General features: G+C 59.1%; 22 protein-coding genes and 1 tRNA gene. 17 read left to right on the forward strand and 6 right to left on the reverse strand.

The annotated features are described in order from the left end of the window. Positions 1 to 104: 104 nt before the first annotated feature. A complete protein-coding gene (locus G6M89_RS18465) occupies positions 105 to 590 on the forward strand; it encodes a twin-arginine translocation signal domain-containing protein (RefSeq protein WP_165163379.1) in 486 nt (161 codons plus the stop codon). Positions 591 to 819: 229 nt separating this feature from the next. Here the strand turns inward: G6M89_RS18465 and G6M89_RS18470 are convergent, their stop codons facing one another. Next, positions 820 to 1,389, reverse strand: a complete 570-nt coding sequence (locus G6M89_RS18470) for a thioredoxin family protein (protein ID WP_165163380.1) — start codon at positions 1,387 to 1,389, stop codon at positions 820 to 822. Between the two features lie 118 nt (positions 1,390 to 1,507). On the opposite strand from G6M89_RS18470, the gene G6M89_RS18475 reads away from it, so the two are divergent. Then, positions 1,508 to 2,089, forward strand: a complete 582-nt coding sequence (locus G6M89_RS18475; protein WP_165163381.1) for a hypothetical protein — start codon at positions 1,508 to 1,510, stop codon at positions 2,087 to 2,089. A 13-nt stretch (positions 2,090 to 2,102) separates the two neighbouring features. Here the strand turns inward: G6M89_RS18475 and G6M89_RS18480 are convergent, their stop codons facing one another. Continuing rightward, entirely contained in the window at positions 2,103 to 3,431 is a 1,329-nt protein-coding gene (locus G6M89_RS18480) for a PAS domain-containing sensor histidine kinase (protein ID WP_165163382.1), read from the reverse strand. Then, a complete protein-coding gene (locus G6M89_RS18485) occupies positions 3,431 to 4,624 on the reverse strand; it encodes an FIST signal transduction protein (protein WP_165163383.1) in 1,194 nt (397 codons plus the stop codon). The genes G6M89_RS18480 and G6M89_RS18485 overlap by 1 nt, the downstream gene beginning before the upstream one ends. 337 nt (positions 4,625 to 4,961) lie before the next feature. Between G6M89_RS18485 and hemG the strand changes: the two genes are divergently transcribed. Together hemG and hemH are read left to right on the forward strand one after the other, a co-directional pair. Next, positions 4,962 to 6,230: a protoporphyrinogen oxidase gene (gene hemG, locus G6M89_RS18490; RefSeq protein WP_165163384.1), complete on the forward strand. Its 1,269-nt coding sequence runs from the start codon at positions 4,962 to 4,964 to the stop codon at positions 6,228 to 6,230. Between the two features lie 72 nt (positions 6,231 to 6,302). Next, positions 6,303 to 7,394, forward strand: coding sequence for a ferrochelatase (hemH, locus tag G6M89_RS18495; RefSeq protein WP_165163385.1), 1,092 nt, complete (start codon positions 6,303 to 6,305; stop codon positions 7,392 to 7,394). Positions 7,395 to 7,505: 111 nt separating this feature from the next. Here hemH and G6M89_RS18500 read toward each other — a convergent pair whose 3' ends face one another. After that, entirely contained in the window at positions 7,506 to 8,402 is an 897-nt protein-coding gene (locus G6M89_RS18500) for a glycosyltransferase family 2 protein (RefSeq protein ID WP_165163386.1), read from the reverse strand. A gap of 85 nt (positions 8,403 to 8,487) precedes the next feature. Then, complete coding sequence (gene hemE / locus G6M89_RS18505) at positions 8,488 to 9,513, reverse strand: uroporphyrinogen decarboxylase (protein ID WP_165163387.1); 1,026 nt, start codon at positions 9,511 to 9,513, stop codon at positions 8,488 to 8,490. Between the two features lie 130 nt (positions 9,514 to 9,643). Between hemE and G6M89_RS18510 the strand changes: the two genes are divergently transcribed. The 11 genes from G6M89_RS18510 (at position 9,644) to G6M89_RS18560 (ending at position 21,117) form a co-directional block, all read left to right on the forward strand. Continuing rightward, positions 9,644 to 10,798, forward strand: a complete 1,155-nt coding sequence (locus G6M89_RS18510) for a YihY/virulence factor BrkB family protein (RefSeq protein ID WP_165163388.1) — start codon at positions 9,644 to 9,646, stop codon at positions 10,796 to 10,798. Between the two features lie 182 nt (positions 10,799 to 10,980). Continuing rightward, positions 10,981 to 11,403 (forward strand): hypothetical protein, encoded by a 423-nt coding sequence (locus G6M89_RS18515; RefSeq protein WP_165163389.1) that lies wholly within the window; start codon positions 10,981 to 10,983, stop codon positions 11,401 to 11,403. A gap of 165 nt (positions 11,404 to 11,568) precedes the next feature. Continuing rightward, entirely contained in the window at positions 11,569 to 12,549 is a 981-nt protein-coding gene (locus tag G6M89_RS18520; RefSeq protein WP_165163390.1) for a hypothetical protein, read from the forward strand. Positions 12,550 to 12,825: 276 nt separating this feature from the next. Next, positions 12,826 to 14,244 (forward strand): metal ABC transporter solute-binding protein, Zn/Mn family, encoded by a 1,419-nt coding sequence (locus G6M89_RS18525; RefSeq protein ID WP_165163391.1) that lies wholly within the window; start codon positions 12,826 to 12,828, stop codon positions 14,242 to 14,244. Between the two features lie 48 nt (positions 14,245 to 14,292). Continuing rightward, positions 14,293 to 15,033 carry a metal ABC transporter ATP-binding protein gene (locus G6M89_RS18530; protein WP_165163392.1) on the forward strand — a complete coding sequence of 247 codons (741 nt, stop codon included), beginning with the start codon at positions 14,293 to 14,295 and terminating at the stop codon, positions 15,031 to 15,033. A 23-nt stretch (positions 15,034 to 15,056) separates the two neighbouring features. After that, positions 15,057 to 16,118 (forward strand): metal ABC transporter permease, encoded by a 1,062-nt coding sequence (locus G6M89_RS18535; RefSeq protein WP_241175443.1) that lies wholly within the window; start codon positions 15,057 to 15,059, stop codon positions 16,116 to 16,118. Between the two features lie 54 nt (positions 16,119 to 16,172). Next, positions 16,173 to 16,823, forward strand: a complete 651-nt coding sequence (locus G6M89_RS18540; RefSeq protein ID WP_165163394.1) for a helix-turn-helix domain-containing protein — start codon at positions 16,173 to 16,175, stop codon at positions 16,821 to 16,823. Between the two features lie 255 nt (positions 16,824 to 17,078). Next, on the forward strand, positions 17,079 to 17,327 hold the full coding sequence (locus G6M89_RS18545) for a hypothetical protein (protein ID WP_165163395.1): 249 nt from the start codon (positions 17,079 to 17,081) through the stop codon (positions 17,325 to 17,327). A 93-nt stretch (positions 17,328 to 17,420) separates the two neighbouring features. Next, positions 17,421 to 19,526, forward strand: a complete 2,106-nt coding sequence (locus tag G6M89_RS18550; protein ID WP_165163396.1) for an acetate--CoA ligase family protein — start codon at positions 17,421 to 17,423, stop codon at positions 19,524 to 19,526. Further along, on the forward strand, positions 19,519 to 20,661 hold the full coding sequence (locus G6M89_RS18555) for a phosphotransacetylase family protein (protein ID WP_165163397.1): 1,143 nt from the start codon (positions 19,519 to 19,521) through the stop codon (positions 20,659 to 20,661). Before G6M89_RS18550 ends, G6M89_RS18555 begins: the two co-directional genes overlap by 8 nt. A gap of 162 nt (positions 20,662 to 20,823) precedes the next feature. Next, on the forward strand, positions 20,824 to 21,117 hold the full coding sequence (locus G6M89_RS18560) for a PRC-barrel domain-containing protein (RefSeq protein ID WP_165163666.1): 294 nt from the start codon (positions 20,824 to 20,826) through the stop codon (positions 21,115 to 21,117). 33 nt (positions 21,118 to 21,150) lie between these two features. Here the strand turns inward: G6M89_RS18560 and G6M89_RS18565 are convergent, their stop codons facing one another. Then, positions 21,151 to 22,599 (reverse strand): DHH family phosphoesterase, encoded by a 1,449-nt coding sequence (locus tag G6M89_RS18565; RefSeq protein WP_165163398.1) that lies wholly within the window; start codon positions 22,597 to 22,599, stop codon positions 21,151 to 21,153. A 174-nt stretch (positions 22,600 to 22,773) separates the two neighbouring features. Between G6M89_RS18565 and G6M89_RS18570 the strand changes: the two genes are divergently transcribed. Continuing rightward, a tRNA-Lys gene (locus G6M89_RS18570) sits at positions 22,774 to 22,847 on the forward strand. 524 nt (positions 22,848 to 23,371) lie between these two features. Then, positions 23,372 to 25,018, forward strand: coding sequence for a methyl-accepting chemotaxis protein (locus G6M89_RS18575; protein ID WP_165163399.1), 1,647 nt, complete (start codon positions 23,372 to 23,374; stop codon positions 25,016 to 25,018). The last annotated feature ends 48 nt before the right edge of the window (positions 25,019 to 25,066 follow it).

The following is a 25,066-nucleotide window of genomic DNA, read 5'->3' on the forward strand; positions in this document are numbered from 1 at the left end:
TTTCACGACATTAACTTATATAACCGAACTTGTTCGTTCTTCGTCCCATTGTTCGGGAATGGACAGTCAGTACAACTGGTCGCTCGCGTAACTGTCGAGTGACCATGACCGAACATGATACCACTCGTCGGACGTTCATGAAAGCTGCCGGTGCTGCAGGCGCAGTCACGATCGTTGCAGGCTGTCTTGGCGACGATGACGACGGTAACGGAAACGGCAATGGCAACGGGAACGGCGACGATGACGGTGATGAGGCCGAAGCAATCGAGCCTGGCACCGAAATCGAACTCGACGGCCAGACGCCTGGGTGGGTCGGCATCGCCCCCGACTCCATTGACGGCGACGAGAACCCAACGCTCGTCCTTGAAGAGGGCGAAACCTACGAAATCGGCTGGACCGAAGGCGACGGTGCCGACCACAACATCGAGATTCGAGACGACGGCGGCGACGTTGTCGACGACCTCCAGACTGACGAAGTCAGTGACCCAGACGACGACCAATGGCTCGAGTTCGAAGCCAGCTCCGACATGGCCGAGTACGTCTGTGACCCACACGAGACGACGATGGTCGGTGAAATCGTCGTCGAGTAAGCGCCCCTTCTCAGCCATCGCGCGAACGTGACGCACGCTCGCGTTTGTGCGCTCGAGGTGTCCGTGATGGCCTTGAGCCTGTGCTCATACTGTAGTGACCGGGTTCCGATTCCTTCTCTGCTGATACGTCGGTGGTGGCTTCGATGACGATCGTTTCGCGTCTGGGTAGTGGACTCTGTCCATCGGTAGCGTCTTCACCGCATCGAAACAGGTCACCGACAAGTAACTGTTACTCGTCAACCCACTTGATCGAACAGCCCTGTGACGGCTGCCACTCGAGGTCGACGTCTTCGCCTGCCAGGATTGCGTCGATTGCCTCGCGGACGTGATATCGGGTAGGCTCATCGTCGGGACTGAGTGCGTCGTCCAGGCGTCCCTGATAGACCAACTGGAACGCCTCGGCGTCATCGTCGCGTTCGAAGAGGAACGGATCGGGCGTACAGACCGCGCCGTAGGCCTCAGCGACGGTCTGCGTGTCATCTTGGAGGTACGCATCGTACTGAATCGTGCCGTCCTCGACGAACTCCGCCATCGACTCGAGTGAGTCTTCGGGATACTCTTCGGCATCGTTCGGATTGATCCCAACGACGGCGACGTCGTCGTGGTCGGTTGCAATCTCGTTGAGCAGATCGAACTTCGCCTGCGCGTAGGGGCAGTGATTGCACGTGAACACGACAAGCAGCGCCTCGTTGTCGGCGAACGACTCGAGCGTGTACGTTTCCCCGTCGACCCCCTCGAGTTCGAACGCGGGGGCGGTGTCTCCGGCCTCGAGTTGCGTGTCGGATTCGAGTAGTGCCATGGCCGTTCGTTTGCTCTAGTGGTCCTTAAGAATCCCGCTCACGGTGGTGTATGCGATTTCGGGAGCAATTCATCATCGACGGCGTACCTATTTGTACCAGCCACATCATCGGTGAACTATGCAAACCCTCGAGATTACAGACGAACAGTATGCGTTCATCCAGCGGCTTCGTCAGGAGATTTCAGAGGACGTCGTCGGCAAGTACGGCTTCGTTCGCGAACAGGACGCCATCCAGTTTCTGATCGACAATATTGGAAGCGAGCAAGACATCGATATCGACATCGATGAGGCGTTCTCGTCCGCAGCGACCAGCGACGTTGCTGACTCTGTCGAGGCCGCAATTGCGGGCGATCCCGAACCGGAGACGACCGGCGAGTCCGTCTCCTACGACGAAGGCGACGACGCAGACACTGCTGTGGACTCGAGCACAGAATCGGACGAGATAGACGAGACACAGGACGCAACCGACACCAATGACGACGACGCAAGCGACAGTGAGGACACGGACGACCACGACGGCAGCGCCGACGACGACGACATGCTCGACGAAATGATGAGCCTGCTCGAGACGCACGATGACAAGTGGGAAGAGTCCTCGTCGGCAGATTATCGCTACACCGTGACTCTCCCCGACGGGTCGACGGAAGATGTGCAGACGAAAGACGACGTGCGGGCGCTCCTGTTCAAGAACTATCGGTAGCGATTGAGAGGCGTCACTCGGGCGTGGTCGGTGCCGTCCACCCGGTGATTCCATGTAGCCGAAAGCGCGCACCACCGTCTCGACTCTCTGTCACGTCAATTTCCCAGCCGTGGGCATCGACGATGGCCTCGACGATTGCCAGGCCGAAGCCTGTTCCATCAGGAGACGTGGTGTAGCCGTGGTCGAACACTGACTCCCGTTCGGCCGGCACAATGCCAGGCCCGTCGTCTTCAACCCAGAGCATCCCATTATCCCAGCCAACGCGGATTGTTACCGCTGGCTGCATCGAGTCGTTCGAATGTGTCTCCGTGGAGCGGGTCGCATGTTCGGCAGGCTCGTCTGGGTTGCCGGTCGCCTTGAGTTGCTCCGTCGAGCCGTGTTCAATCGCGTTTCGAAAGAGGTTCTCGAATAGCTGTCGGAGCCGTCCGTCATCGGCTCGAACCCGTCGCTCGTCGTCGACTTCGATCTCGAGTGTTGCGGCTGTTGTCCCGAGAGTGTCCCAGGCTGCTTCGACGACCGTCTGCAGTCGAACTGTGACCGGATCGTCGACAGCTTGACCCTGACTGGCGAGCGTAAGCAAGTCGTCGATTAGCGTCTCCATGCGCTCGTGTGCCGCGACCAACTTCTCGAGTCGTTCCTCGACTGTGGATTCTGACGTGAGTTGCAGCGCCAGTCTGGCGTTGCCGTCGGCGACGCTGAGTGGATTGCGCAGGTCATGTGAGACGACGCTGACGAAGCGCTCGAGTTGTTCGTTCTGGCGCTTGAGTGTTCGTTCGCGGCGCTTTCGCTCGGTAATGTCCGTGTAGATGCCAAAGCCTTCGATAGTGCCGTCGAATCCCGAGACGATGACGGGGCGAAAGAGAAACGTTCGACGGTCGCCATCAGCGGTGACGCGTTCGATTTCCGTGCCACTGCCAGCGTCTGACCGGAACCACTCGTCGACGGTCTCGCCACTTTGCTCCTCAGGGACGATCAACGCCGGGAGCGAGCGCCCAACGGCGTCCTCGCCGTAGCCAAAGGTCGTCTCGAACGCCGGGTTGACGGCGTTGACAACCGGCACCGACGCGTCGAAGCTGACCATCACAACCGGATCAGTAATCTGCTCGAGCAAGGCGTCGAAGCGTCGTTTTGCCTGCTCCCGAACACGGACTTCGTTTGCGACGACGGTGAGATAGCCACTATTCGCCCGACTGATTGTCTCGCAGATATCGGCGACTTCGTGACTCGAGTACGTTGCCTGGCGTTCAATCTCGAGGTCCTCGAGTGCGTCCGTGATCAGGTCGGTGGCTTTCTCGACGCCGACGGACTGGCCGAACGTCGAAACGAGTTCGTCGTGACGCATTACGCTGGAAGGAGTAAGGCGACGGTTGTCGTGTTGTGATAACCACTGAGTTGGCCCGGCCCCATACAGATTTCACCGTACGTTTCGAAGCCGACGAACGGAATCTCGAGTTCGTCTGCCATCGCCTCGACGGCCGTGTCGAACGCGTCGCCGAGGACAATGCCACGACAGGCACAGTCGTAAATGAATCCGCCGGCAATTTCGACGTCGCCAGCGTCATCGCGTGCACGCCGGGCAGTCTCGGCGGCCGATTCGATCTGTGCGTCGGGTCGGCCGTGCATCACGCGGAAGACGGTCCCCTCCGGAATGTCGACGGCAAAGTGCATCGCGCCGCCGTCGTCTTCGATCCAGGGCCAGCGCATCTTGTACTGGGTACCTTGATCGATGCCGAACTCGAACTCACAGAGAATTTCCTGTAGCAGTTGCTCACTCGGCTCGAGGTCGTCGATTTCAACGCCAAACTCAGATCTGACGGCCTCACGGACCGCATCTTTCCAGACCTCGAAAGCGGGTTCGCCGTCGAACTCGTAGACCGTTGGCCCATCCGACCGCGTCACTTCGACCGGGTCAGAAAGCGGTTCGTGGCCGTGTGCAACCGCCATGGCGGGGCGCTCGTCAGCACCGATCAATCCGAGGACAACGCCGTCTTCGACCACCTCGCCGTCGTGAAAGACGTACGTCGCCTCGAGTTGATGATTGTCCGCTGCTGAGCCGCCAACGATGAACACTTCGGGGCCGAGCTTTTGCTGCGTGACGAGCGCTAACTGCTCGCCGACACCGCTTAAGCCATCGCTGAGGGCAATCGCTGCGGCGTAGGGATGGTCCTCGAGTGCGTTTGGAATGTCGGTGACGGCTTCTCGAACGGCTCTCGAGACGTTCTCCTGGAGACCCGTTCCGAGCCCAGTATAAAACGAGAGCGTATCGCTTGCAACGAGGCCAACGGCGACTCCGTGGCCGACTTGAGACTGTGTAAACGAACCGTTTGCCGAACAGCCAATGAGCTTCGCATCGGGACCGATAACGGATCTGATTCCCTCGAGCACGGCGTCAAAGTCGTATTCGACGGGACAGAAGACCTGACAGAAGTCAACCTGCGTTCCCGACAGTTGTTCGCACGCTGTCGTGGCAGCGCTGACCCCAGCCTCTCGGCCGTGGGTTACCGTGGCGAGCGCCGTCCCAACAGAAGTTCGCATAGTCCCCCTGACGATTGTTACCTAATTGAATGTTTGGTCTGTCTATCTGGCTATCTGTCGCTATGGCGTCTATACTACGGCGTTTCAAAAATCATGTCTGTCTGTGTCTCACACTCTGTGACGCCCCAACACCAGTCCATCCCAGCGACAGCACTGTTTCGGCGATCCGTTCTGAGCCTGTGATCCAGTACCGTCGCAATCACATCGAATCCGACTCCTTTAGGGGCTGGTAGTGCAAATTTCGTGTACTGATGCCCATCGCTGGACTGAACGGCCCTCGCAGTTCGCTCAGGCGTGACCCGCTCTGCCAGTTTCGACGACCGAACGGAGGGTCCCGATGACTGTCGGTGTCATCGGTGCCGGAATCTCCGGACTGACTCTCGTTCACGCACTTCGCGAACAGGGCGAGGACGTACTCGCCTACGAAGCGCGCGACGAACCTGGCGGGATCATGCGAAGCCGCCAGATCGACGGCCGTACCGTCGAACTCGGCCCGCAGCGACTCCGACTAACGCCCAGTATCGAGACGCTGATCGACGACCTCGAGTTGTATCCACAGCTTCGACTCGGTGCGGACGACCAACCGTTGTATATTTACGCGGACGGCGACCGTCGCGTCGTGCCGCTGTCCGCACGCGAGCTTCTTACAACGGACCTGCTAAGCGTCGGTGGCAAGCTTCGGCTGCTCAAAGAGCCACTAACTGCGGATACACGCCCAGGTGAAACCGTCGATGAATTTCTCGTCCGAAAGTTCGGCCAGCAGGCTGCCCGGCGATTCTTCGGGCCGCTGTACAGCGGCCTGTACGGAACGGACACGCAGGATATGCTCATGGAGTACTCACTCGGTCGCGCCATCGAAAACGCCGGCATCGACGGCAGCATCGTCCTCGCAGTATTGCGAAAGTTGTTGTCGGGCCGCGAAACACCGCCGATCTGTACGTTCGATGACGGCCTTGGCGTCCTCTCGAACGCCCTTTACGAGCGCCACGCCGACGCAATATCGCTCGAGACGCCAGTCACGGCGATCCAATCCGCAGACGGCGGCTACGAACTCGTCACCGACGACGGCACGGAAACCGTTGACGACGTTGTCGTCACAACACCGGCCGATACCAGCGCTGACCTGCTCGAGTCGGTCGATACTTCGCTCGCGTCGACACTGCGTCGGTTCAACTACAACCCGATTGCCGTCGTCTTCCTCGAGTCGTCGTTCGACGAAGACGGTATCGGGACGCTCGTGCCGTCGACGGAGCCGAGTCAGATCAGCGGCCTCACGTGGAACGCGAGCTTTCTCGACCGCGATGGGGTGTTTACCTGCTATATCGATCCCGGTCGGTGTCCGAACATGACCGAGCGCAGCGATAGCGATCTCGAGTCAATCGCGGCCGACGAGTTCGAACGAATTACTGGCGCGTCCGCAGAACCGTTCGGGATCCACCGATGGAATCCCGGTATGCCGGCATACGACCGCTCGTGGACGGCGATGGACGATATCGAACTCCCGGATGGAATTCATCTCTGCTCGAACTACGTTGGCCGTCCAGGTATCCCCGGACGCATCCGAAATGCCAACCGACTCGCAGGCGAACTGGCCGAAGCCGAATAAGTTCGTCTCGGCGGCGCTGGGTGGGTTTCCGCCTCCGAAGTACCTATACGGACTGGGTCCTGACGCCCCCATATGGAGACTGAGACACAAACTGGGACAGCAACGGGCATCGTCCTGTTGAATTTTGGCGAGCCAGCCACGCCGGATCGTGAGGTCGTCCTCGAGTACCTCACGCGAATTTTCTACGACAACGCCTCGCTCGAGGATGCCGACTCCGAGGAGGCCGCATGGGAGCGTTCTCGAGAACTGGCCAAGCGACGCCTGCCCAGCCTGATGGAGGAGTACGAGGCCATCGGTGGCTCGCCACTGCAGGCGCAGGCCGACGCACAGGCCGAAGCGCTCGAGGGTGAACTAACCGACCGTGGCCACGAGGTAACTGTCTACCGCGCGATGCAGTTCATGGAGCCACTGATTCCCGACCTCGCGAGCGAACTCGCCGAGGACGGCATCGACTCGGTTCTTGCCGTCCCGATCTATCCACTCTGTGGCCCTTCGACGACGGTGTCGTCAATTGACTCACTCGAGGACGCACTCGAGAAAATCGACGGCTACGACCCAACGGTCGCGTCACTGACTGGCTGGCATCGAGCACCGGCGTACAACCGACTCAGAGCCGACGGGATTCGGTCGTTTATTGAGGAAGAGGGCATCGACTTGCACGACCCCGACACCGCCTTCGTCTTCTCGGCACACGGGACGCCGACAAAATATCTCGAGGACGGCAGCCGGTACGACCAGTACGTCGAGGAACACGCCCAGGCACTGGCCCAAATCCTCAACCTCGAGGAGTACGAAATTGGGTATCAGAACCACTCGAACCGGAATATCGACTGGACCGAACCCGAAACCGAAGACGTCGTTGAGGAACTCGGCCAACGTGGCGAGGCAGACCGCGTCGTCGTCGAGCCGATGAGTTTCATGCACGAACAGTCTGAGACACTCGTCGAACTCGATATCGACCTGCGTGAGGACGCAGAAGACGTCGGTCTCGAGCTTCACCGGGTGCCGGTTCCACACGATGACTCGAGGTTCCCTCAGTTGCTTTCGGATCTGGTCGAGCCGTTCGTCTCCGGATTCGAGCCGTCGTACTACAACCTCCGGCAGTGTCAGTGTCGCGACGAGCCGGGGTCGTACTGTCTGAACGCTGGCCTCCCGCCGCAGTAGCGCGGGGTAGCAGCGGTTGGGTAGACGACCAGGCAGGATTATGATTCTCGCGGTAGAATAGCAGTGAATTTCCGGTATTGATTGTATACTCAGCCCAGATCTGTTCTCCGATTACGAGGCGACCTGTACATCGAACTTCCCGGACCACTTGTATGTCCGACCACCCCACTCGAACGACGGTGCAACGAGTGCAAGGATGAGAAAAACGGGAACCAAAAGCAGGGATGGGTACGAAAGAACGACCGATGCTCGGGTAATGCCTAGCCTCCAATATGCAAGACCTCCAAGCAACGTTGCTACGATCACGCCGACAATCGGGAACATGAGCGCACCTGCAGAGAAGGCGAGTGAAATCCCAAGAAGGATGGTGGTTTGGAGTGGCTCAAAGCGCCAGGATGTTTTGCCAAGTCGAACGAGTCGGTGATACACGGCTTCGGGAGATCCATTGACGTCAATCTGTCGACAGTGATCCGTCTCGGCCCAGATGTCGTCTACGTACTCACTCAAGAGCGTGTCATCGCCGACCGTTTGACGAAGATCGCGAAGAAATGCCGTTTCATCCAGCTTCGTTCGATCAAACGCGACGCCACCGCCCCACACGTACCGACCGGATGCAGGCCCGGACGTGCCCGCAATAATCAGGGCTGGTTCAAACAACTGCCAGAGACCAGACCCAGTGTACACTGGGACTTCTGTTGCAGCATCGTGGTTTTTCGCGTGCGTTGTGAGCGTTTCGATCCATCCCGCTTCACGATGAACATCATCATCCGTCCAGACTATTATGTCGTCAGTTGCGTGTTCCATTCCCGTTGCAAGCGCGTGCGCCTTTCCCGAACAGCCGGCTGGCTCACCAGCGATGAGGACAGTTGCCCGATCTGGAGCCGCATCAACAACTGGAGCCGTAGACGAATCACACACAATAAGCAACGCATCTGAATCTCGGAGATTGTCAACCACGGATTCAGCAGCGTTCGTCCATGTATTAGTTGGTAAAATAACACTCGCCATGTCAACTAATTCAGGTTAGCTCAAATAGTTGTTCTGTTTCTCTACAGCAACTACACTCCCAATCGTCGAACGAAGTGCGATTAGTTCACTGACTACTCGAGCCGTCTGCGTCGTACTGCGTTGCCGTCTCGAAGAACGCCTCGACGTTTTCGACCGGCGTTTTTCGGTCGACGCCGTGGCCCAGATTGAGAATGTGTCCGTCCCTTCTTGCAGCGTCGATAACGTCGCGCGTGCGCTCGCGAACGTCCGCCGGATCGCCGTACAACAGCGCTGGATCGAGATTCCCCTGAATCGCAACGTCCTCGAGTGCGTCGAGATCCTGCGTGATATCGACCGTCCAGTCGAGGCCGACCACGTCGGCCCCGCTTTCGGCGAGCAACTCGAGGTTGCCGCTCATGTTGCGCGCGAAGATGATCGTGGGGACGTCGACGGCCTCGAGAATCTCCTGATGGAGGGGGAGTAAGAATTTGCGGTAGTCTGCAGGCGAGAGGAGGCCGGCGTAGGTGTCGAACAGTTGGATTGCATCCGCGCCCGACTCGACCTGATAGGTGACGTACTCGACGATGATGTCGGTAAACGCCTGCAGGAGTCGCTCGAACGCGTCGGGGTGTTCCGCGCGGAGTCGGCGAATCGCCATGAACGATCGCGACGGCGTTCCCTCACAAACGTACGCGCCGAGCGTGAATGGGCCGCCGGCGAAGCCAAGGACGGCCGCCTGCGAGCCGAGTTCGTCCGTGAGACGCTCGAGGAGGTCGCCGACGTACCAGAGTTCCTCGCGCACGTCGCCACGTTCGCGGGCTGTGTCTGCCGGTTCCTCGACGGGGTTTTCGACGACCGGGCCGACGCCGGACTCGAGGTGGTAGGAAAAGCCCAGTGGCTCGAGGACGGTCAGAATATCGGAGTACATGACGACGCCGTCGGGCTGGAACCGCTCCCAGGGCTGTAAGGAGATTTCAGCGGCTATGTCCGGCGTGGAAATGGCCTCGAGAAACGAGTAGTCGTCCCGGAGCTCGCGATACTCGGGGAGATAGCGTCCGGCCTGGCGCATCATCCACACCGGGGGGCGTTCCGTCTGCTCGCCGTGGGCCGCCCTGATGAACAGCTCTTTCATAGGTTGCTGTTGGACGGCGGCCGCCTAATAGTTGTGAAAGCGGTCGAATGCACCCGGTTTCGGCGCTCGTATGGCGCTCTCGCGTGATTTGCAAGCGAACCACTATCATTGTGGCGCTCGTGTGTAGGGTATGGGCACTACCGCCGGAGACGCCGTCTCGTTTGGAAAATCAATCGTTGCGGGTATTCAAGCGAAGAAAGTGCCGTTTATGGCTGCAAGTCTCGCGTATCAGGCGTTTATTTCGCTGTTACCATTGCTCGTCTTGCTCTTTTTTGTCGTGACGATTCTCGGCGACGAGCAGTTTGCATCCCAGACCACCGCAGCGACGGAAGGGTTCTTGCCCGAAAGCGGGCAGTTGCTAATCGAAGAGGCAATCACAGACTCGCCCGCGACCGCGGGGTCGACGCTCATCGGTCTCGTTATCCTACTGTGGGGGTCGCTGAAAATATTCCGTGGCCTCGACACGGCGTTTTCGGAAATCTACGAGTCTGGAGACAAAGGCTCGTTCGTCTCACAGCTCCAGGACGCACTGCTCGTGCTCGGAACGATTGGCGGTGCCCTGATCGCCGCTGTCGTTGCGAGTCTCGTGCTCGCGTTCTTCCCGGACATTCCGTTTATTGGTATTGTGCAGCCGCTCTTTCTCGTCGTAATTCTCTCAGTTGCTTTCTTCCCGATGTACTACTTCTTTCCCGACGTTAGCGTTGCCAAACGCGAAGTCATCCCCGGCGTTCTCGTCGCCGCCATCGGCTGGACGATACTGCAGTCGCTCTTTAGCGTCTACGTCTCGTTTGCCGGCGATTCCGAGGCCGCCGGCCCACTTGGTGCGATTTTGCTCTTGCTCACGTGGCTGTACTTCGGGTCAATGATCCTGCTCGTCGGCGGTGTCATCAACGCCGTCGGCGCAGGTCGCATCGAGGTGACAACCGACGAAGAAGACGACCTCCCCGGCATTCCCGACTCGGACCGGCCAGCCTTCGTCGATCGCGAGCGCCGGACACACGAACGCCTCGAGCGCTCACTCGAGTCTGTAACGCGCGAGCGTGACCTGCTCAAAAACGACTTGCGCACACAGCGCCAACGGCGCTATCAGCTTGAGGATCGACTTACCGAACTCGAGGCTGAACGCGAGTCCCTCGAGCACGACCGTGATCGACTCGAGGCGAAGAACGTTCGACTCCGGCAGCGACTCGATGTCGCCGAGGACACCTCGGGCTGGCGGTGGTTTGCTCGGCAGGCACTCGCCCATGTTCGGACGATTCGTATCGGGACGAGTAGTCAGGACTGAGACGGGTTCCTGTCCGTCAGTTCCGGTGCAACCGCGACCCGGGCAGCGGTTGCAACGGTGGACTCGCTGCACTCCTCCACCAAGACTCGTCTCACACGGTTCGACTCACCGCCGGTACATCGGTACAGCAATCTGTACGAGAAACCCGGGCACCTTAGTAGCGATAGCGCGCAGTCTCGGCTGTGTCGTATCCAGTTCGGGACGCACGCGAGCGGATCCAGACGGCCCATCAGCCGATCATTGCCGCGATCAACGACTGTGCAACGCAGGTTGCTGCGCCCTGGGATACCGCGCGAACGACCAATCCCGACGCTGTCGTCGATCCGCTTCGGCGTGCGCTTGCAGAGCGCGGCGTGCTCGCAGAACTTGTGTCATTGCTGGTCGATGTCGTCGAGGCAATCGGATACGAGTGTCATGGATCGCCGGTGCCCGCACCGCCGTACGTGATCGTGACCAGTCGCGGCCCGATGGTCCGTGTCACGATCGATCCGGGACGCCTGGTTATCCGGTTTGACGCGTTCGAAGTGCTTCGCGATCCTGACCCCGAGCGCCGGGCAACGTACCACCGTTGTGACGGCGTCACCGTTTCCGTCTCACTCGAGTAGACAGAGCCTGTTTTCGGTCCTCGAGTGGCGCTTGGTTCGTGGGCGTTATGGTGTCACAACAGCCATTGGCGCGGTTTTAGCATCTCAAACCGGACCCTTACCTCCAATTAATAATATCGTCAGGTTCATTACTAACTACCCGTAACTGGCAGGTGGTGACTACTAGTGACTGATTCACGACGCTCGTCTCGTCGGTCATTGCTCGCGACATCCGGCTCTCTTGCAGCGCTTGCTGTTGCCGGTTGTCTCGGCGATGATGACGAGGCAGACGACAGCGGGAACGGCAATGGGGACGGAAGCGACGACCACGACGACGATCACGATCATGACGATGATCACGACCACGATGATGACCATGATCACGATCACGACGATCATGACCATGACCTTCCCGTTGCTGAGTTCGAGGTTCTCGACCGCGACCACGACGAGGAGGTAGTCGTCTACGTCCACGGCGACCACTGGCACGACGACCCCCTCGAGGTCCCTACTGACGATAATCTCTCACTCGGCGCGTTCGTCGAAGACGAGGATGGCGACGAGATCGAACTCGGCGATGACCTCGAACTTGAGGTCGATATCGTCAGCGGCGACGACGTAATTGACGTCGACTTCCACGGCGATCACGTCCACATCCATGGCGAGGAAGAGGGCTTCGCGGATATTACGTTCCAGCTCGTCGAAGACGGTGAGGTTGGCTACGAAACGCCGGAACTCGAGGTCGACGTTGGTGACCACGACCACGATGACCACGACCACGAGCACGGCGAGGTCGACGAACTGAAAATCCTTGATCGGTCCGAGGACCCACACGAAGAGGTTGCAGAGTATCACGACGGCCACTGGCACGGCGAACTCCCGCACATCCACACTGACGATAACGTCTCACTGGGCGGCGAGTTCTACGACGACCACGGCGACGAGATTCCGATTGGCAGCTCCGAGGAGTACGAACTCGGCGTTCGTGTCGCTGATGATGCCGACGACGATATCGTCGAAATCGACGAAGACGACGACTTCCACGGCGACCACGTCCACATCCACGGCGTCGAAGAGGGTGAGACTGAGGTCGTCTTCATGCAGTGGCACGACGACCACGCCGATTGGGAAAGCGAGCCAATCGCAATCGAGGTTGACGACCACTAAGATGATTTGCTGTCCCGATTTGCCGGTGTGGCCGCAGGACGGTTCGCGGTTGCATCGTCACTAACGGACAGCAGATCGTATTAGGCCCCTGCTGACGAGCGGATTCGTCGTGGCATCCGGCGAATCCGCTCTCCACTGCCTGCGATCGCGGGCGTTCTGCTCGCGACTCGCTCCTTCCTGCGGTGTTACTAGCGATCCCCGCTATAGCTGGCACCGATTATTAACTAACTTGCTACGGATAACAACCCTTTTACCCAAGAGGCCGTACCCTCGTACATGAACCGAACACGCCGTTCAGTACTGCGCTCGAGTGCGAGCGTCGGTGCGGGTGCCGTTGCACTTGGTGGGCTTGCGGGGTGTTTGAGCGAGCCCGACACTGAAAGCAATCCTGACGGCGGCTACGCAGCATTTTTTGCGCTGTGGGATTGGGCTGAACAGGTTTCTGGTGACCAGATGGACTTTGAGAATCCTGTAGACACAGGCGAGATGGGGCACGGCTGGGATCCACAGAGTGACCTCATCGCGGATATCGCCGGAACAGAGGTGTTTGTCTATCTCGACACGCCCGAGTTCGCCTGGGCACAGGACTTAGCTGGTGACCTCGAGAACGATTACGATCATATCACGCTCATCGACGCGATGGAGGGTCTCGGCTCGGAGTTGCTCCCTGCGGCTGGCGATGACCACGACCACGATCACAACGGCGACGGTGACCACGAAGAAGCGGACGAGTACGACGACGATCCAACAGCGGTTTCGATCACGACGTTCGACCTTTTCGATCGCCAGACGGGTTCCCAGGGTGCCTACTGGCACAATGACCACTGGCATCAGGGACTGCCTGACGTCCCAGTCGACAGCTACGCTGCCGTCGATGCCGTTGTCGAAGACGACGATGGGCGCGTCCTTCCACTCGGCGAGGACGAACCGTTTTCACTCGACGCTCGCATCGTCGACGGTGCAAGCGAAGATGTCGCCGAGATCGAATCACACGGCGACTATATCGAGTTCCACGGCCTCGAGACGGGACGAACCCGCGTCATCTTCGAACTCGTTGCCGACGACGAGGTTGTCTGGGACAGCAGCGACGATACGCTCACACTCGAGGTTGTCGAGGAACTCGAGGATGATGCGGTACCGGAGTTTTACGATCCACACGTCTGGACGGATCCAGTACTCGCTCAGGAAATGATCGAGACAATTGCGGATGGACTTGCCGACCTCGACCCGGATAATGCAGAGGCGTATCACGACAACGCCGCAGACTACAACAACCGCCTCGAGGAGGTTCACGAGCAGTTCCAGACACTTTCTGAGGAAGCCGATCGCGATATTGCCGTCCTCGCGGGTCACGACTCCTTCCAGTATATTGAGGACCGATACGGCTTTGAGATTCACACGCCAGCACCGATCTCTCCCGATGCAGAGTTGACGCCAGGTGATCTTGGGGACACGATCGAACTCATCGACGAGTACGACATCGAGACGATTCTGTACGACCCCTTCGATGCAAACGAGGGTGAAATGCCCCGCGAAGCCGAGCACTTACTCGAGAACAGTCAGGCAACGGAGGCCGTCCCAATCAGTCCTGCCGAGGGGACGATGTCGGAGTGGAACGAAAACGACTGGGGATGGCTCGAGCAGATGGAAGAGCTAAACATACCTGCACTGCAGGATGCACTCGGAGCGGAGTAGAATGCAAGCTATACGTACCCCCACAGCGGAACTACTGGTGAGTCGAGCGTGAGTTCAGCCGTCGATATTCGGAACGTTTCGTTTGCCTACGGTGACCAGACTGCACTCGAGGATGTCACCCTGACTGTCGAGTCCGGAGATTTCCTCGGGTTGATCGGCCCAAACGGGTCGGGAAAGACCACTCTTCTTCATATTATGCTCGGGCTGCTCAGCCCGGATAGTGGGGCCGTTGAGTTGTTCGGGCAGGATGTCGATTCGTTCGAACAGGGTGAACGCATTGGCTACGTGTCGCAGAAAGCGACAGATCGTGGCGGAACGATGCCGGTAACTGTCCGCGAGTGTGTTCGCATGGGTCGATTCGCCCACGTCGGTCATGGCCGACTCAGTGACGAAGACCGAGACATTGCGGATGACGCCCTCGAGACGGTCGACATTATGGACCTTGCAGACCAGCAGATGAACCAGCTTTCGGGTGGCCAACGCCAGCGAGCCTACATCGCACGGGCGCTTGCCTCCGAAGCCGACCTGCTTGCACTGGACGAGCCGACAGTTGGCGTCGACGCGGAATCGCGCGATGCATTTTACCAGTTACTCGAGTCGTTGAATGAGTCCGGAATCACGATCATCCTGATCGAACACGATATTGGCGTCGTCACGGATCGGGCGGATCGAATCGCCTGCATCAATACGCAACTGTATCACCACGGCGACACGGAGTCGTTCGTCGAAAGCGATGCGCTGAGTGAAGCCTACGGGGCGACAGGCACAGTCGTCCACCATCACCACTGATGAGCGGAGACGAACCCACCTCGATGGCACACGACGCCTCGGATACACAGGCGATGGAAGCCAATCCAACCAGCCTTCGCTACCGCCTCGAGTCCGTTGCTCTCGGACTCGTTGGGTTACTCGCGGTGGCGATGCTCGTCTTTATTGCACTCGATTGGCTGCGCCATCTCAACGCGGACGCAGCGGTGCTGTTCGATCAGTTCCTGGTCGCTGGCATGTGGTTTGACTACTACGCTGGGACGAACGTCTTCCAGCATGCCTTTATGTGGCGGATGATCGCAACAGGCGTCCTCGTGGGAATCGTTGCGCCGCTTATCGGAACCTATCTCGTTCATCGGCAGATGGCGCTGATCGGCGAGACACTCGCACATACTGCCTTTGCCGGCGTTGCCATCGGATTTCTCGTCATCGCGGTGACTGGCTGGGAGGGGTCGCTCTTGCTCGTTGCACTCATCGTCAGCATACTCGGTGCACTTGGCGTCCAGTGGCTAACTGAACATACCAACACGTTCGGCGACGTGCCCATTGCGATTATGCTCACCGGGAGTTTCGCCGTCGGGACGCTACTGATTAGCTGGGGCCGCGGAACGATGTCTGTCGCCATTGATATCGAAGGGTGGCTCTTTGGCAGTCTCTCGGTGATTCCCTCTGGCGGCGCACGCATGATGGCCGTCCTCACTGTCTCCGTCGTCGCCGTGATTGCACTCACCTACAAGCAACTACTGTTTATCACGTTTGACGAGCAGGCCGCTCGAGTCGCCCAACTCAACGTCACGGCGTACAACACCCTGTTGGTCGTGATGACTGCCGTCGTCGTCGTTGGCGCAATGCAGATTCTCGGCGTCATCCTCGTTGCTGGCATGCTTGTCATCCCCGTCGCTGCCGCCTCACAGATCGCTCACAGCTTCCGTGAGACGCTCTTTCTCTCCGTTTTGTTCGGCCAGTTTGCCGTACTTGGCGGGTTCGCGTTCGCGCTAAGTCAAAGCCTCCCTCCAGGTGGGTCGATTATCGTCGTCGCGATTGGCTGTTATCTCGCGACTATTGCCCTCTCCGATCGGTCCGGTGTTGCTCTGTCGATGCACTAATTCGGTGTGCCTCACTGTCACAGGGCCTTTGTGTTCCTGGTCCATACTACATCTATGGCCATTGAAGCGTCGTTTACTGCCGAAGAAGGGGAGTTTCCACTCGCCGAAGTGTTTTCGAAGTTCCCCGCTGCCCGGATCGAACTCGATCGGGTCGTCCCGACCAACGACGCGTTGATTCCGTACTTCTGGCTGCACGACGTCGATGCGGCATCGATCGATCTCGAGGGCCTCGAGCATCCCGGTATCAATGACCTCCAGATTATCGACGACCTCGAGACGGAGGTGTTTGTCCGAATCGACTGGGATTTCGAGTACGAGAGCGTTCTGACTGCGATTCTCGAGACCAACGTGACGTTGCTATCTGCAGTGGGAAAACAGGATAAGTGGACGTTTGAGATTCGCGGGATGGAACAGGAGGCTGTCTCGAATTTTCAGTCCTACTGCCTAGATTTTGACATTCCGATTGAACTCGTCCAGTTACACGCGCTGTCACCGATGCACTCAGAGAACGAATACGATTTGACAGATACACAACGGGAAACGCTCGTGCTTGCGTATACGCTCGGCTATTACGACTCGCCACGAACGGCGACCCAGGATGACCTCGCTGATGAACTCGAGATTACGCGACAAGCGGTCGCCTCACGTCTCCAACGAGGCACTCGACGTCTGATCGCGAGCACGCTCGTTGGTGCCACGGAATGACTTATAAAGGCGTTACCTATGTAAAAGTCAGCCATAGGCGTTCGTCGTGCATTAGCTATATCATGCGCGGGAGAACTCACTCGAAAGACGCTACGCTGCAGGACGCTCGAACCAGCCGTCCGTTCACTCGTTGGCCACGCTATCAGCGAGTTGCAGCCACTCCATCGAGTGAGACAACGGTGTACGTGAACCGCTTCCTCAAGACTGTTGCCAGGACAGTTATGAGCGTAACCGACAATCTAAGTACGAACACGAATGGGTGAGCCAAACGATCTCCCCAGTTCTGGCGCGGATACCGTCGTCGAGCGGGGGGATACGTACGAGCACGAACAGTATGGCACGGTTGAGGTATCGGCGATCTGGAAAGGCGTCAACGGCGTCGATACGACGCGTGAGGCGGACGAGACGGATACATACATCATCCGCTACACGGCAGATCCGGACGGCGATCCGGTCGATGAACTAACCGATACACTCGAAGAATTTCTCGACGCGATCGAGTGAGTCGCTCGTTTTCACCTAGCGCCGTTGTCGACTCTCCCTACCGAATGGGAACGAGAACGGGGTTTAACTCGCTTCGAAGTGAGGATCCAACTGATGGGACGGCTAGCTACACTGTTCGATCCCGAGACTGTCGGCGTGGTCGGTGCAACCGACCGCGAGGGGGCAGTCGGCCGGGCGATTCTCGAGAACCTTCAATCGGCGTACGAAGGTGAGATCGTCCCGGTCAACCCCTCACGCGAGGAGGTTCTCGGGCTCGAATGCTACGAAGATGTGCAGAGTGCGCCGCCGATAGAGCTGGGTGTCGTCGTCGTTCCCCCACCAATCGTTCTCGAGGCGGTCCGAGAACTCGGCGAGGCGGGGACGGAAAACGTCGTCGTCATCACAGCCGGCTTCGCAGAGACCGGCGGCGAGGGAGCAACACGCGAGCGAGAACTCCGAGAAATTGCCACCGAATACGACCTGAACGTCGTCGGCCCGAACAGTCTCGGTGTCATGTCGACACCGATCGGCATGAACGCCACGTTCGGACCCGAGAACGCCCGCGAAGGCTCGATATCGTTTATGAGCCAGTCGGGCGCGTTCATTACCGCAGTCCTTGACTGGGCGAACGAACAGGGAATCGGCTTCAAAGACGTCGTCTCACTTGGGAACAAATCCGTTCTCGACGAAACGGACTTCATCGAGGAGTGGGGCGAAGATCCTGATACAGACGTTATCATCGGCTATCTCGAGGATATCGACAACGGGGAACAGTTCGTCCAGACGGCGCGTGAAGTAACTGACGAGACGCCAATCGTCCTCGTAAAATCCGGCCGAACTGACGCGGGTGCACAGGCAGCATCCTCGCACACGGGAGCCATCGCGGGCAGCGAACGCGCCTACGAGGCCGGTCTCGAGCAGGCAGGCGTAATCCGCGCCGAGTCCGTTCAGGAACTGTTCGACTACGCGCGGGCGCTGTCTGGACTCCCCCACCCCGACGGCGATGGCGTCGCAGTCGTGACGAACGCGGGTGGCCCGGGCGTCCTCACAACCGACGCAGTCGGCGACTCGAGCCTCGAGATGGCTACGTTCAGCACCGAAACGATCGACAAACTCGGCAATGCGATGCCCGATGAGGCGAACATCTACAATCCGATCGATGCGATCGGTGACGCCGATACCGAGCGCTTCGGCGAGGCACTCGAGATTGCACTCGAGGACCCGAACGTCGGCAGCGCCGTCGTCGTCGCCGCGCCGACAGCCGTCCTCGCCTACGACAACCTTGCTGAGACGGTCATCGAGAAACGCGAAGCCTACGATAAGCCGGTCGTGACCTGCCTGATGGGCGGCGAGCGCGCCCGTGCAGCCGACGAGGTGCTTCGCGAGTTTGGCATCCCGAACTACTTCGACCCGTCACGGGCGATTGCGGGTCTCGACGGCCTGACACGCTATCGTGACGTTCGCGAGCAGGTCCGAGACGAACCCGACGCGTTCGATGTCGACCGCGAGCGCGCCCGCGAGATCATCGCACGGGCAACCGACCGCGACGATAACCGGCTCGGCGTCGAATCGATGGATCTGCTCGAGGCCTACGGGATCCCCACACCAACGGGCGAAATCGTCGACGATCCAGCGCGGGCACGCGAGGTCGCCGAGTCCATCGAGGGCGACGTTGTGATGAAGATCGTCAGCCCGGATATCTCACATAAGTCCGATATCGGCGGCGTAAAAGTCGGCGTCAGCGACGACGATGTCTACGACGCCTACGAAGATGTCGTCTCGCGGGCGCGTAACTACCAGCCCGGTGCGACCATCATCGGCGTCCAGGTTCAGGAGATGCTCGACCTCGAGGCCTCGACTGAGACCATCGTCGGGATGAACCGCGACCCGCAGTTTGGCCCACTGCTGTTGTTCGGCCTCGGCGGCATCTTCGTCGAAATTCTCGAGGATACGTCCGTCAGGGTCGCCCCAATCGGCGAGGACGAAGCCCGCGCGATGGTCGACGAGATTCAGGCTGCACCGCTGTTGCGCGGCGCGCGTGGCCGCGAACCGGCCGACGTCGACGCGGTTGTCGAGACCATCCAGCGACTCTCACAACTCGTGACGGACTTCCCGTCGATCCTCGAGTTGGACGTGAACCCGCTCGTGGCTGGCCCCGAAGGCGTACAGGCGATTGATCTGCGACTGACCGTCGATACGGAGGCGTTCACCGATGACTGATACAGACACAGACACCGACACCGAACCAGACCAACAGACCGAACCAACACGCAAGCGCGACTCGAGCACCGGCGACACTGACACCATCCTCGTCAGTTCGCTCGCCGAAAGCGTCGGCAAGACCGCGATCACGCTCGCGCTGGCCGAACTCGCCCGCGAAGACGGCGACAGCGTCGGCTACATGAAACCGAAGGGGACGCGCCTGCAGAGCAACGTCGGCAAAACCGTCGACGAGGATCCAATGCTCGCGCGCGACCTGCTCGATCTCGAGGCCGAGATGCACGACTTAGAGCCCGTGGTCTACTCGCCGACGTTCATCGAGCAAGCGATCCGCGGGCGCGAAGACCCAGCCGAGTTGCGCGAGCGCATTACGGAGGCGTTCGACGACCTCGCTGCGGACCACGACCGCATGTTCGTCGAAGGCGGCGGCGAGTACGCCGTTGGCGGCATCGTCGACCTCACTGATGTTGACGTCGCGGACCTGCTCGAGGCTCGCGTGATCCTCGTGGCTCCCTACGAACAGCCCGGCGACATCGACGACGTCCTCGCCGCAGCCGACGCCTTCGGTGAGCACTTCGCTGGCGTCGTCTTCAACAACGTCCCCGACGCGGCCTACGACCAGCTCGAGACCGACGTGGTTCCGTTCCTCGAGGGTCGTGGCGTGTCAGTCTACGGCGTCCTTCCGAGTGAACGGACGCTTGCGGGCGTCACCGTCGCCGAACTCGCGGACGAACTCGGCGCATCGGTGCTCGTCGACGAGGGCGAAGACGGCTACGTCGAGCGCTTTGCTGTCGGTGCGATGGGCGCAGACAGCGCGCTCCGATACTTCCGTCGGACGAAAGACGCGGCCGTCATCACCGGCGGCGACCGCGCCGAGATTCACACGGCCGCGCTCGAGGCCCCCGGCATTCGCTGTCTGATCCTGACCGGCGGCCACCGGCCATCCGGCGCAATACTGGGTCAGGCCGCCGAGAAGGGCGTTCCAGTGTTGTCGGTTCAGACGGATACCGTGACGACTGTCGAACGCGCCGAAGGCGTCGTCCGAAGCGGCCGCACTCGAGACGCCGAGACGGTCGAGCAGATGCAAGCACTCCTGTCGGACCACGCCGCACTCGAGGACGTTCTCGAGAGGTAGCGACTCCCAACGTTATGGGACAAAACGGCGTCTATGGCACTATTGATGCTTCTTTCGGCTTTTTGATGACCTCCTATTGATGTGTGACTGTGCGGCTCGTATGACTACACCGTCTGACCAACAATTAAGAGTCCGCCGCGCATGAGCCAAGACATGGTAGACATGGACGACACCCCGCAGGAAATCACCTCGATCGTCGGCCGCGAGGTCTACTCGAACAGCGGCGTTTTCGTCGGTGAAATCGAGGATCTCCAGTTGAATATCGACGGTCAGGTCGTTACAGGCCTCGCGCTCGGTAATCTCAATCCCGAACTGTTCTCACAGGAATCGAAAAGCGGCCAGGGCGTTATCGTTCCCTATCGCTGGGTTCGCGCCGTTGGCGATGTCGTACTGGTCAACGAAGTCGTCGAGCGCGTTCGCGACCCCGACGACGAAGAAGACGAGATTCTCGCTTAAGGACTCCCCATTCTCGAGTATATACTGCGCCGCTTAGGACCCGTTCGACCCTTCGGTACCATCGACACCCATCGTATCGAACAGGGTTCGTTTGACCGCTTCTTCGGTCAACTCCAGCAGCGTATTTCGGTTGTCCTCGGAAATCTCGATGCCGGTGAAGATCCCGAGCGGAATCTCTGCGCTGGCCTGTGTCGAGTGGCCGGCGGTTTCGCCCATTTCGCCGTAAGCATCATCGAGCACTTTGCCGATGTTGATGCGGATATCCTTCGAGCGACCCGCGAGGAAGATGGTCTCGTCGGCAATGCCAAAGACCGCAGTCGTGGTGACACCCTCGAGATCGAGGAGGTGACTCGCGGCCTGCGTCAGTGCCTCCCGGTCGCGGACAAAGCCAGCGTTCGAGACAAGGTGACTCCCCTGTACGTCGCGGTTGGTGATGGCTTCGGCGAGTACGTCGAGCGTTTCCGGCGACATCGACGGCGATTCGACCTGCTCTAGGGTGTCGTGATTCGCAAAGGGGTAGAGATACGCTGCGGCAGTGAGGTCTGCAGGGGTCGTATCGCGTTTGAAATCCAACGTCTCGGCGCGGATGCCGTACAGAAGCGCAGTGGCAACTTCCTCCGAGACGTTCATATCGAACTCCTGGATGTATTTCGTAACGATCGTCGATGTTGAGGACATGTTCGGCCGGATATCGACGAATTCAGGCTCGTAATCAGCCTCGAGTTCGTGATGGTCGATCACTGCATCAACCGAGAGGTCCATCTCCTCGCTGGTCGCGTGATCGACCAGTGCAACGGTGTCGTAGACCGACCGATCCTCGAGGTCATCCCACTGCAAGAGCTCAATCCCCAGAAGGTTGACGAACGCACGATTTTCCTGATGGCCCATATCGCCCAGATAGACGATATCCGATTCGATGCCGAGATGGTTCGCAATTGCCTGCATAGCGGCCGCAGAGGCGATCGAGTCTGGGTCTGGACTGTCCTGTGTGATGATTGCCAGTCGCGAGGACGTCTCTTCTAACAGATTCGCAAGTTTGCCTGCGTTATACTCGAGTTCGCCGGACTCGAGTGCGCGCAGGGCCGATTCGGCGATTACCGAGGAGGGGTTGATAACGATATCAGCGCCTAACTCCTCGAGTTCGTCGCCCGAGACTGGGTCGCTCGCGCGCGCGACGATAAACTGGCCATCGTTTTGATCGCGGATGTGTTTGACTGCCTGTTTGTTTGATTCGACGTCGGATGCGAGGATGAGGACAACGCCGCGCTCACTGACGAGGTCAGCGGCCTCGGGTTCGCGGATGTCGGCGGTGCGAGCGTCTAGGTCCTGATCACGCAAGGATTCGACGCGACTTTCATCGCGGTCGATAATGAGGACGTCTTTGCCCTGCTGGGCCAACTCTTCGGCAACAGCATAGCCCACGCTGCCACAGCCCAAAATCGCGTAATCAGAGATCGACGAAATCGTAACCCCCGTACTCATTGCACGTGTGGTCGGACCGGCCACACTTAACCCTCCCGAAGATTGTTACGTTGCGATAGTGTCACCGGATCCGGGAGTCGCTGCCTCGAGACGCCAGTCTGTGCGTGTTCTGCTCTGCCACGACAGTCTTCAAGGGAAACGTATTTCAACAACCGCAGGAAAGTCGGAGGTAGAGGGCCGGTAGCTCAGTCCGGCAGAGCGTCTGACTCTTAATCAGACGGTCGCGTGTTCAAATCGCGCCCGGCCCGTTCTGCACCGCGAACAATTCGTGAGCGGTGCATCACGGAACCGGCGGGATTTGAATGCAGGGAGAGCGCAGTCTCGCGAACGAAGTGAGCGAGGAAACGATCGACCGTGTGTTCAAATCGCGCCCGGCCCGCTTTTGCGACGAACAGTTTCGTGAGGAGCAAAGCGGCCAGAGCGATTTGAACTAGACGAGTCACAGCCCGTGAGCGAACACAGCGAGCGAACTGGAATGTCTCGACGTAGTTCACAATCGCGCCCGGCGCACGTTGTCGATCCATAATTTTGGTTGACTCGAATTTAGACCACCAACCCAAGAGTAGTAAAGAACATGATCGGTGACTCGAGTGTATCAGCAACGCCTGTCACATTCGACAGTCAATTTGGTTGGACAACTGTCGAGAGAGTCGTTGAATGAGTGTTTAATCACCAACTATCGATCGATAATGAGTTGGTTTTGGGTGGGTTTGTACAGAATTATATGTGGTCGGCAATTACACTTTAGGTGACTGGATCCAGATGATGTGCTATGCTATCACTTCTGGCGTCAGTCGTCGGGAACTCAGAAGTTGCAGAGACCGACGAGAACGCAAGTGGGCCAGGACGAACAGAACCGACGGAGGTGAGCGAAGACGAACTGGGTGCGATCGCTGATCACAGTATCGTTTCCCAACTCGTCGACGGATTTGCTCAGCCAGTGACGGTCGTCGATGCCGATGGGCGAATTGTCATGCTCAACACGGCAGCAGCCGACCTCTACGGGACGACGGCGTCTCCCGTTGCTGATCGCCACCCGGATACGTTACACGATATCGAAAGCGAGGCCAGCGATATCGTCACCGAGGCGCTCGAGCAGGGGAACACAATTCACGAGCGCGAGGAACACAGTCTGATTAACGGCGAAGAGGTGTTTCTCGAGCGCACAGTGACACTACTCGAATCTGACGCTGGCGAGGTGTGTGGGGCTATCCTTGTCGAAACGGACGTTAGTGAGCGTCGCCGCCAGCGAAACAAGAACGCGTTTCTCGAGGCATACAACGAGCAGGCGATGGCAGACTTTCAGACGGCGATTGAACGGCTTGCACGCGGTGATCTGACGGTCGAATTGACGGTGCCGGAACCGGACGAGGAGTTCGACGAAGCGTGGGCAACCTACGAGGAGTACGTGTCGTTACAGAGAAACCTTGAGCAAGCAGTATCGAATATTCGGGAGACCGTCGCGACGATTGAGTCTGTGGCGACGGAACTGGCCGATTCGGGGTCGTCGCTCGGAGCGACAACTGAGGAGGTGACGAATGCAATCGATGGGATCGATGCCTCGTCCTCAGAGCTTGCGAATGGGGCGGATGAGATGACGACGGAGGCACAGCGAGCCAGTGAAAGCGTCAGTGACCTCTCGGCGTCGATCGAGGAGATCACGGCATCGATCGGGCAGATCAACACGAAGACAGAGCAAGTGACCGAACTCGCGAACGACGGTGTCGGCGAAGCGGATGCGGCCGTCACGCAGATTCGTGACGCGAACGAGTCGACGGCGGGGGTTGCACAGCGGATCGACGACCTCGAGGAGAGCATGCAGGAAGTCGGCGAGATCGTCGAGTTGATCAACGACATCGCCGATCAGACGAATCTGCTGGCACTGAATGCGAGTATTGAAGCGGCGACGGCTGGCGAAGACGGCGACGGATTCGCTGTCGTTGCAAACGAGGTCAAGAGCCTGGCCGAAGACTCGCAGGACTCGGCATCCGAAATTGGAACGATCATCGACGACATCCAGGCACAGACGGCGGATCTGGTTCGCAGCATTCGTGAGGCAAGCGCGGAAGTCGAAGACGGGGCAGACAGTGTTGCAGATATCGTTGACCGCCTCGAGCGGATCAACGAACGCGCGGCTCGGACCAGTGAGGACGTTGCACAGATCACTGACGCCGTCGAGTCCCAGGCCCAAAACGCCGAGGAGGTCAGCGTTGTCATTGACGAGACGGCGGGCCTGAGCGAGGAGATGACGGCAACGACCGAGGCAGTCTCGAGTTCCCTCGAGGAACAGACCGAGGCAATGACACTCGTCGCGGATCGTGCCCAGCGCTTTGGCGATATGAGTGAAGATATCCACGGCCGCCTCGAGCAGTTCAAACTCGACGCAGACGACGATGCTGCGCTGGACGTGGATTCCTGAACTGGCCCGAGAGATGCCGAACTCCCCGAATTGGGACGTGTTCTGTGG

This window comes from Natronolimnobius sp. AArcel1 (assembly GCF_011043775.1).
In the GTDB taxonomy this organism is placed as follows: Archaea; Halobacteriota; Halobacteria; order Halobacteriales; family Natrialbaceae; genus Natronolimnobius.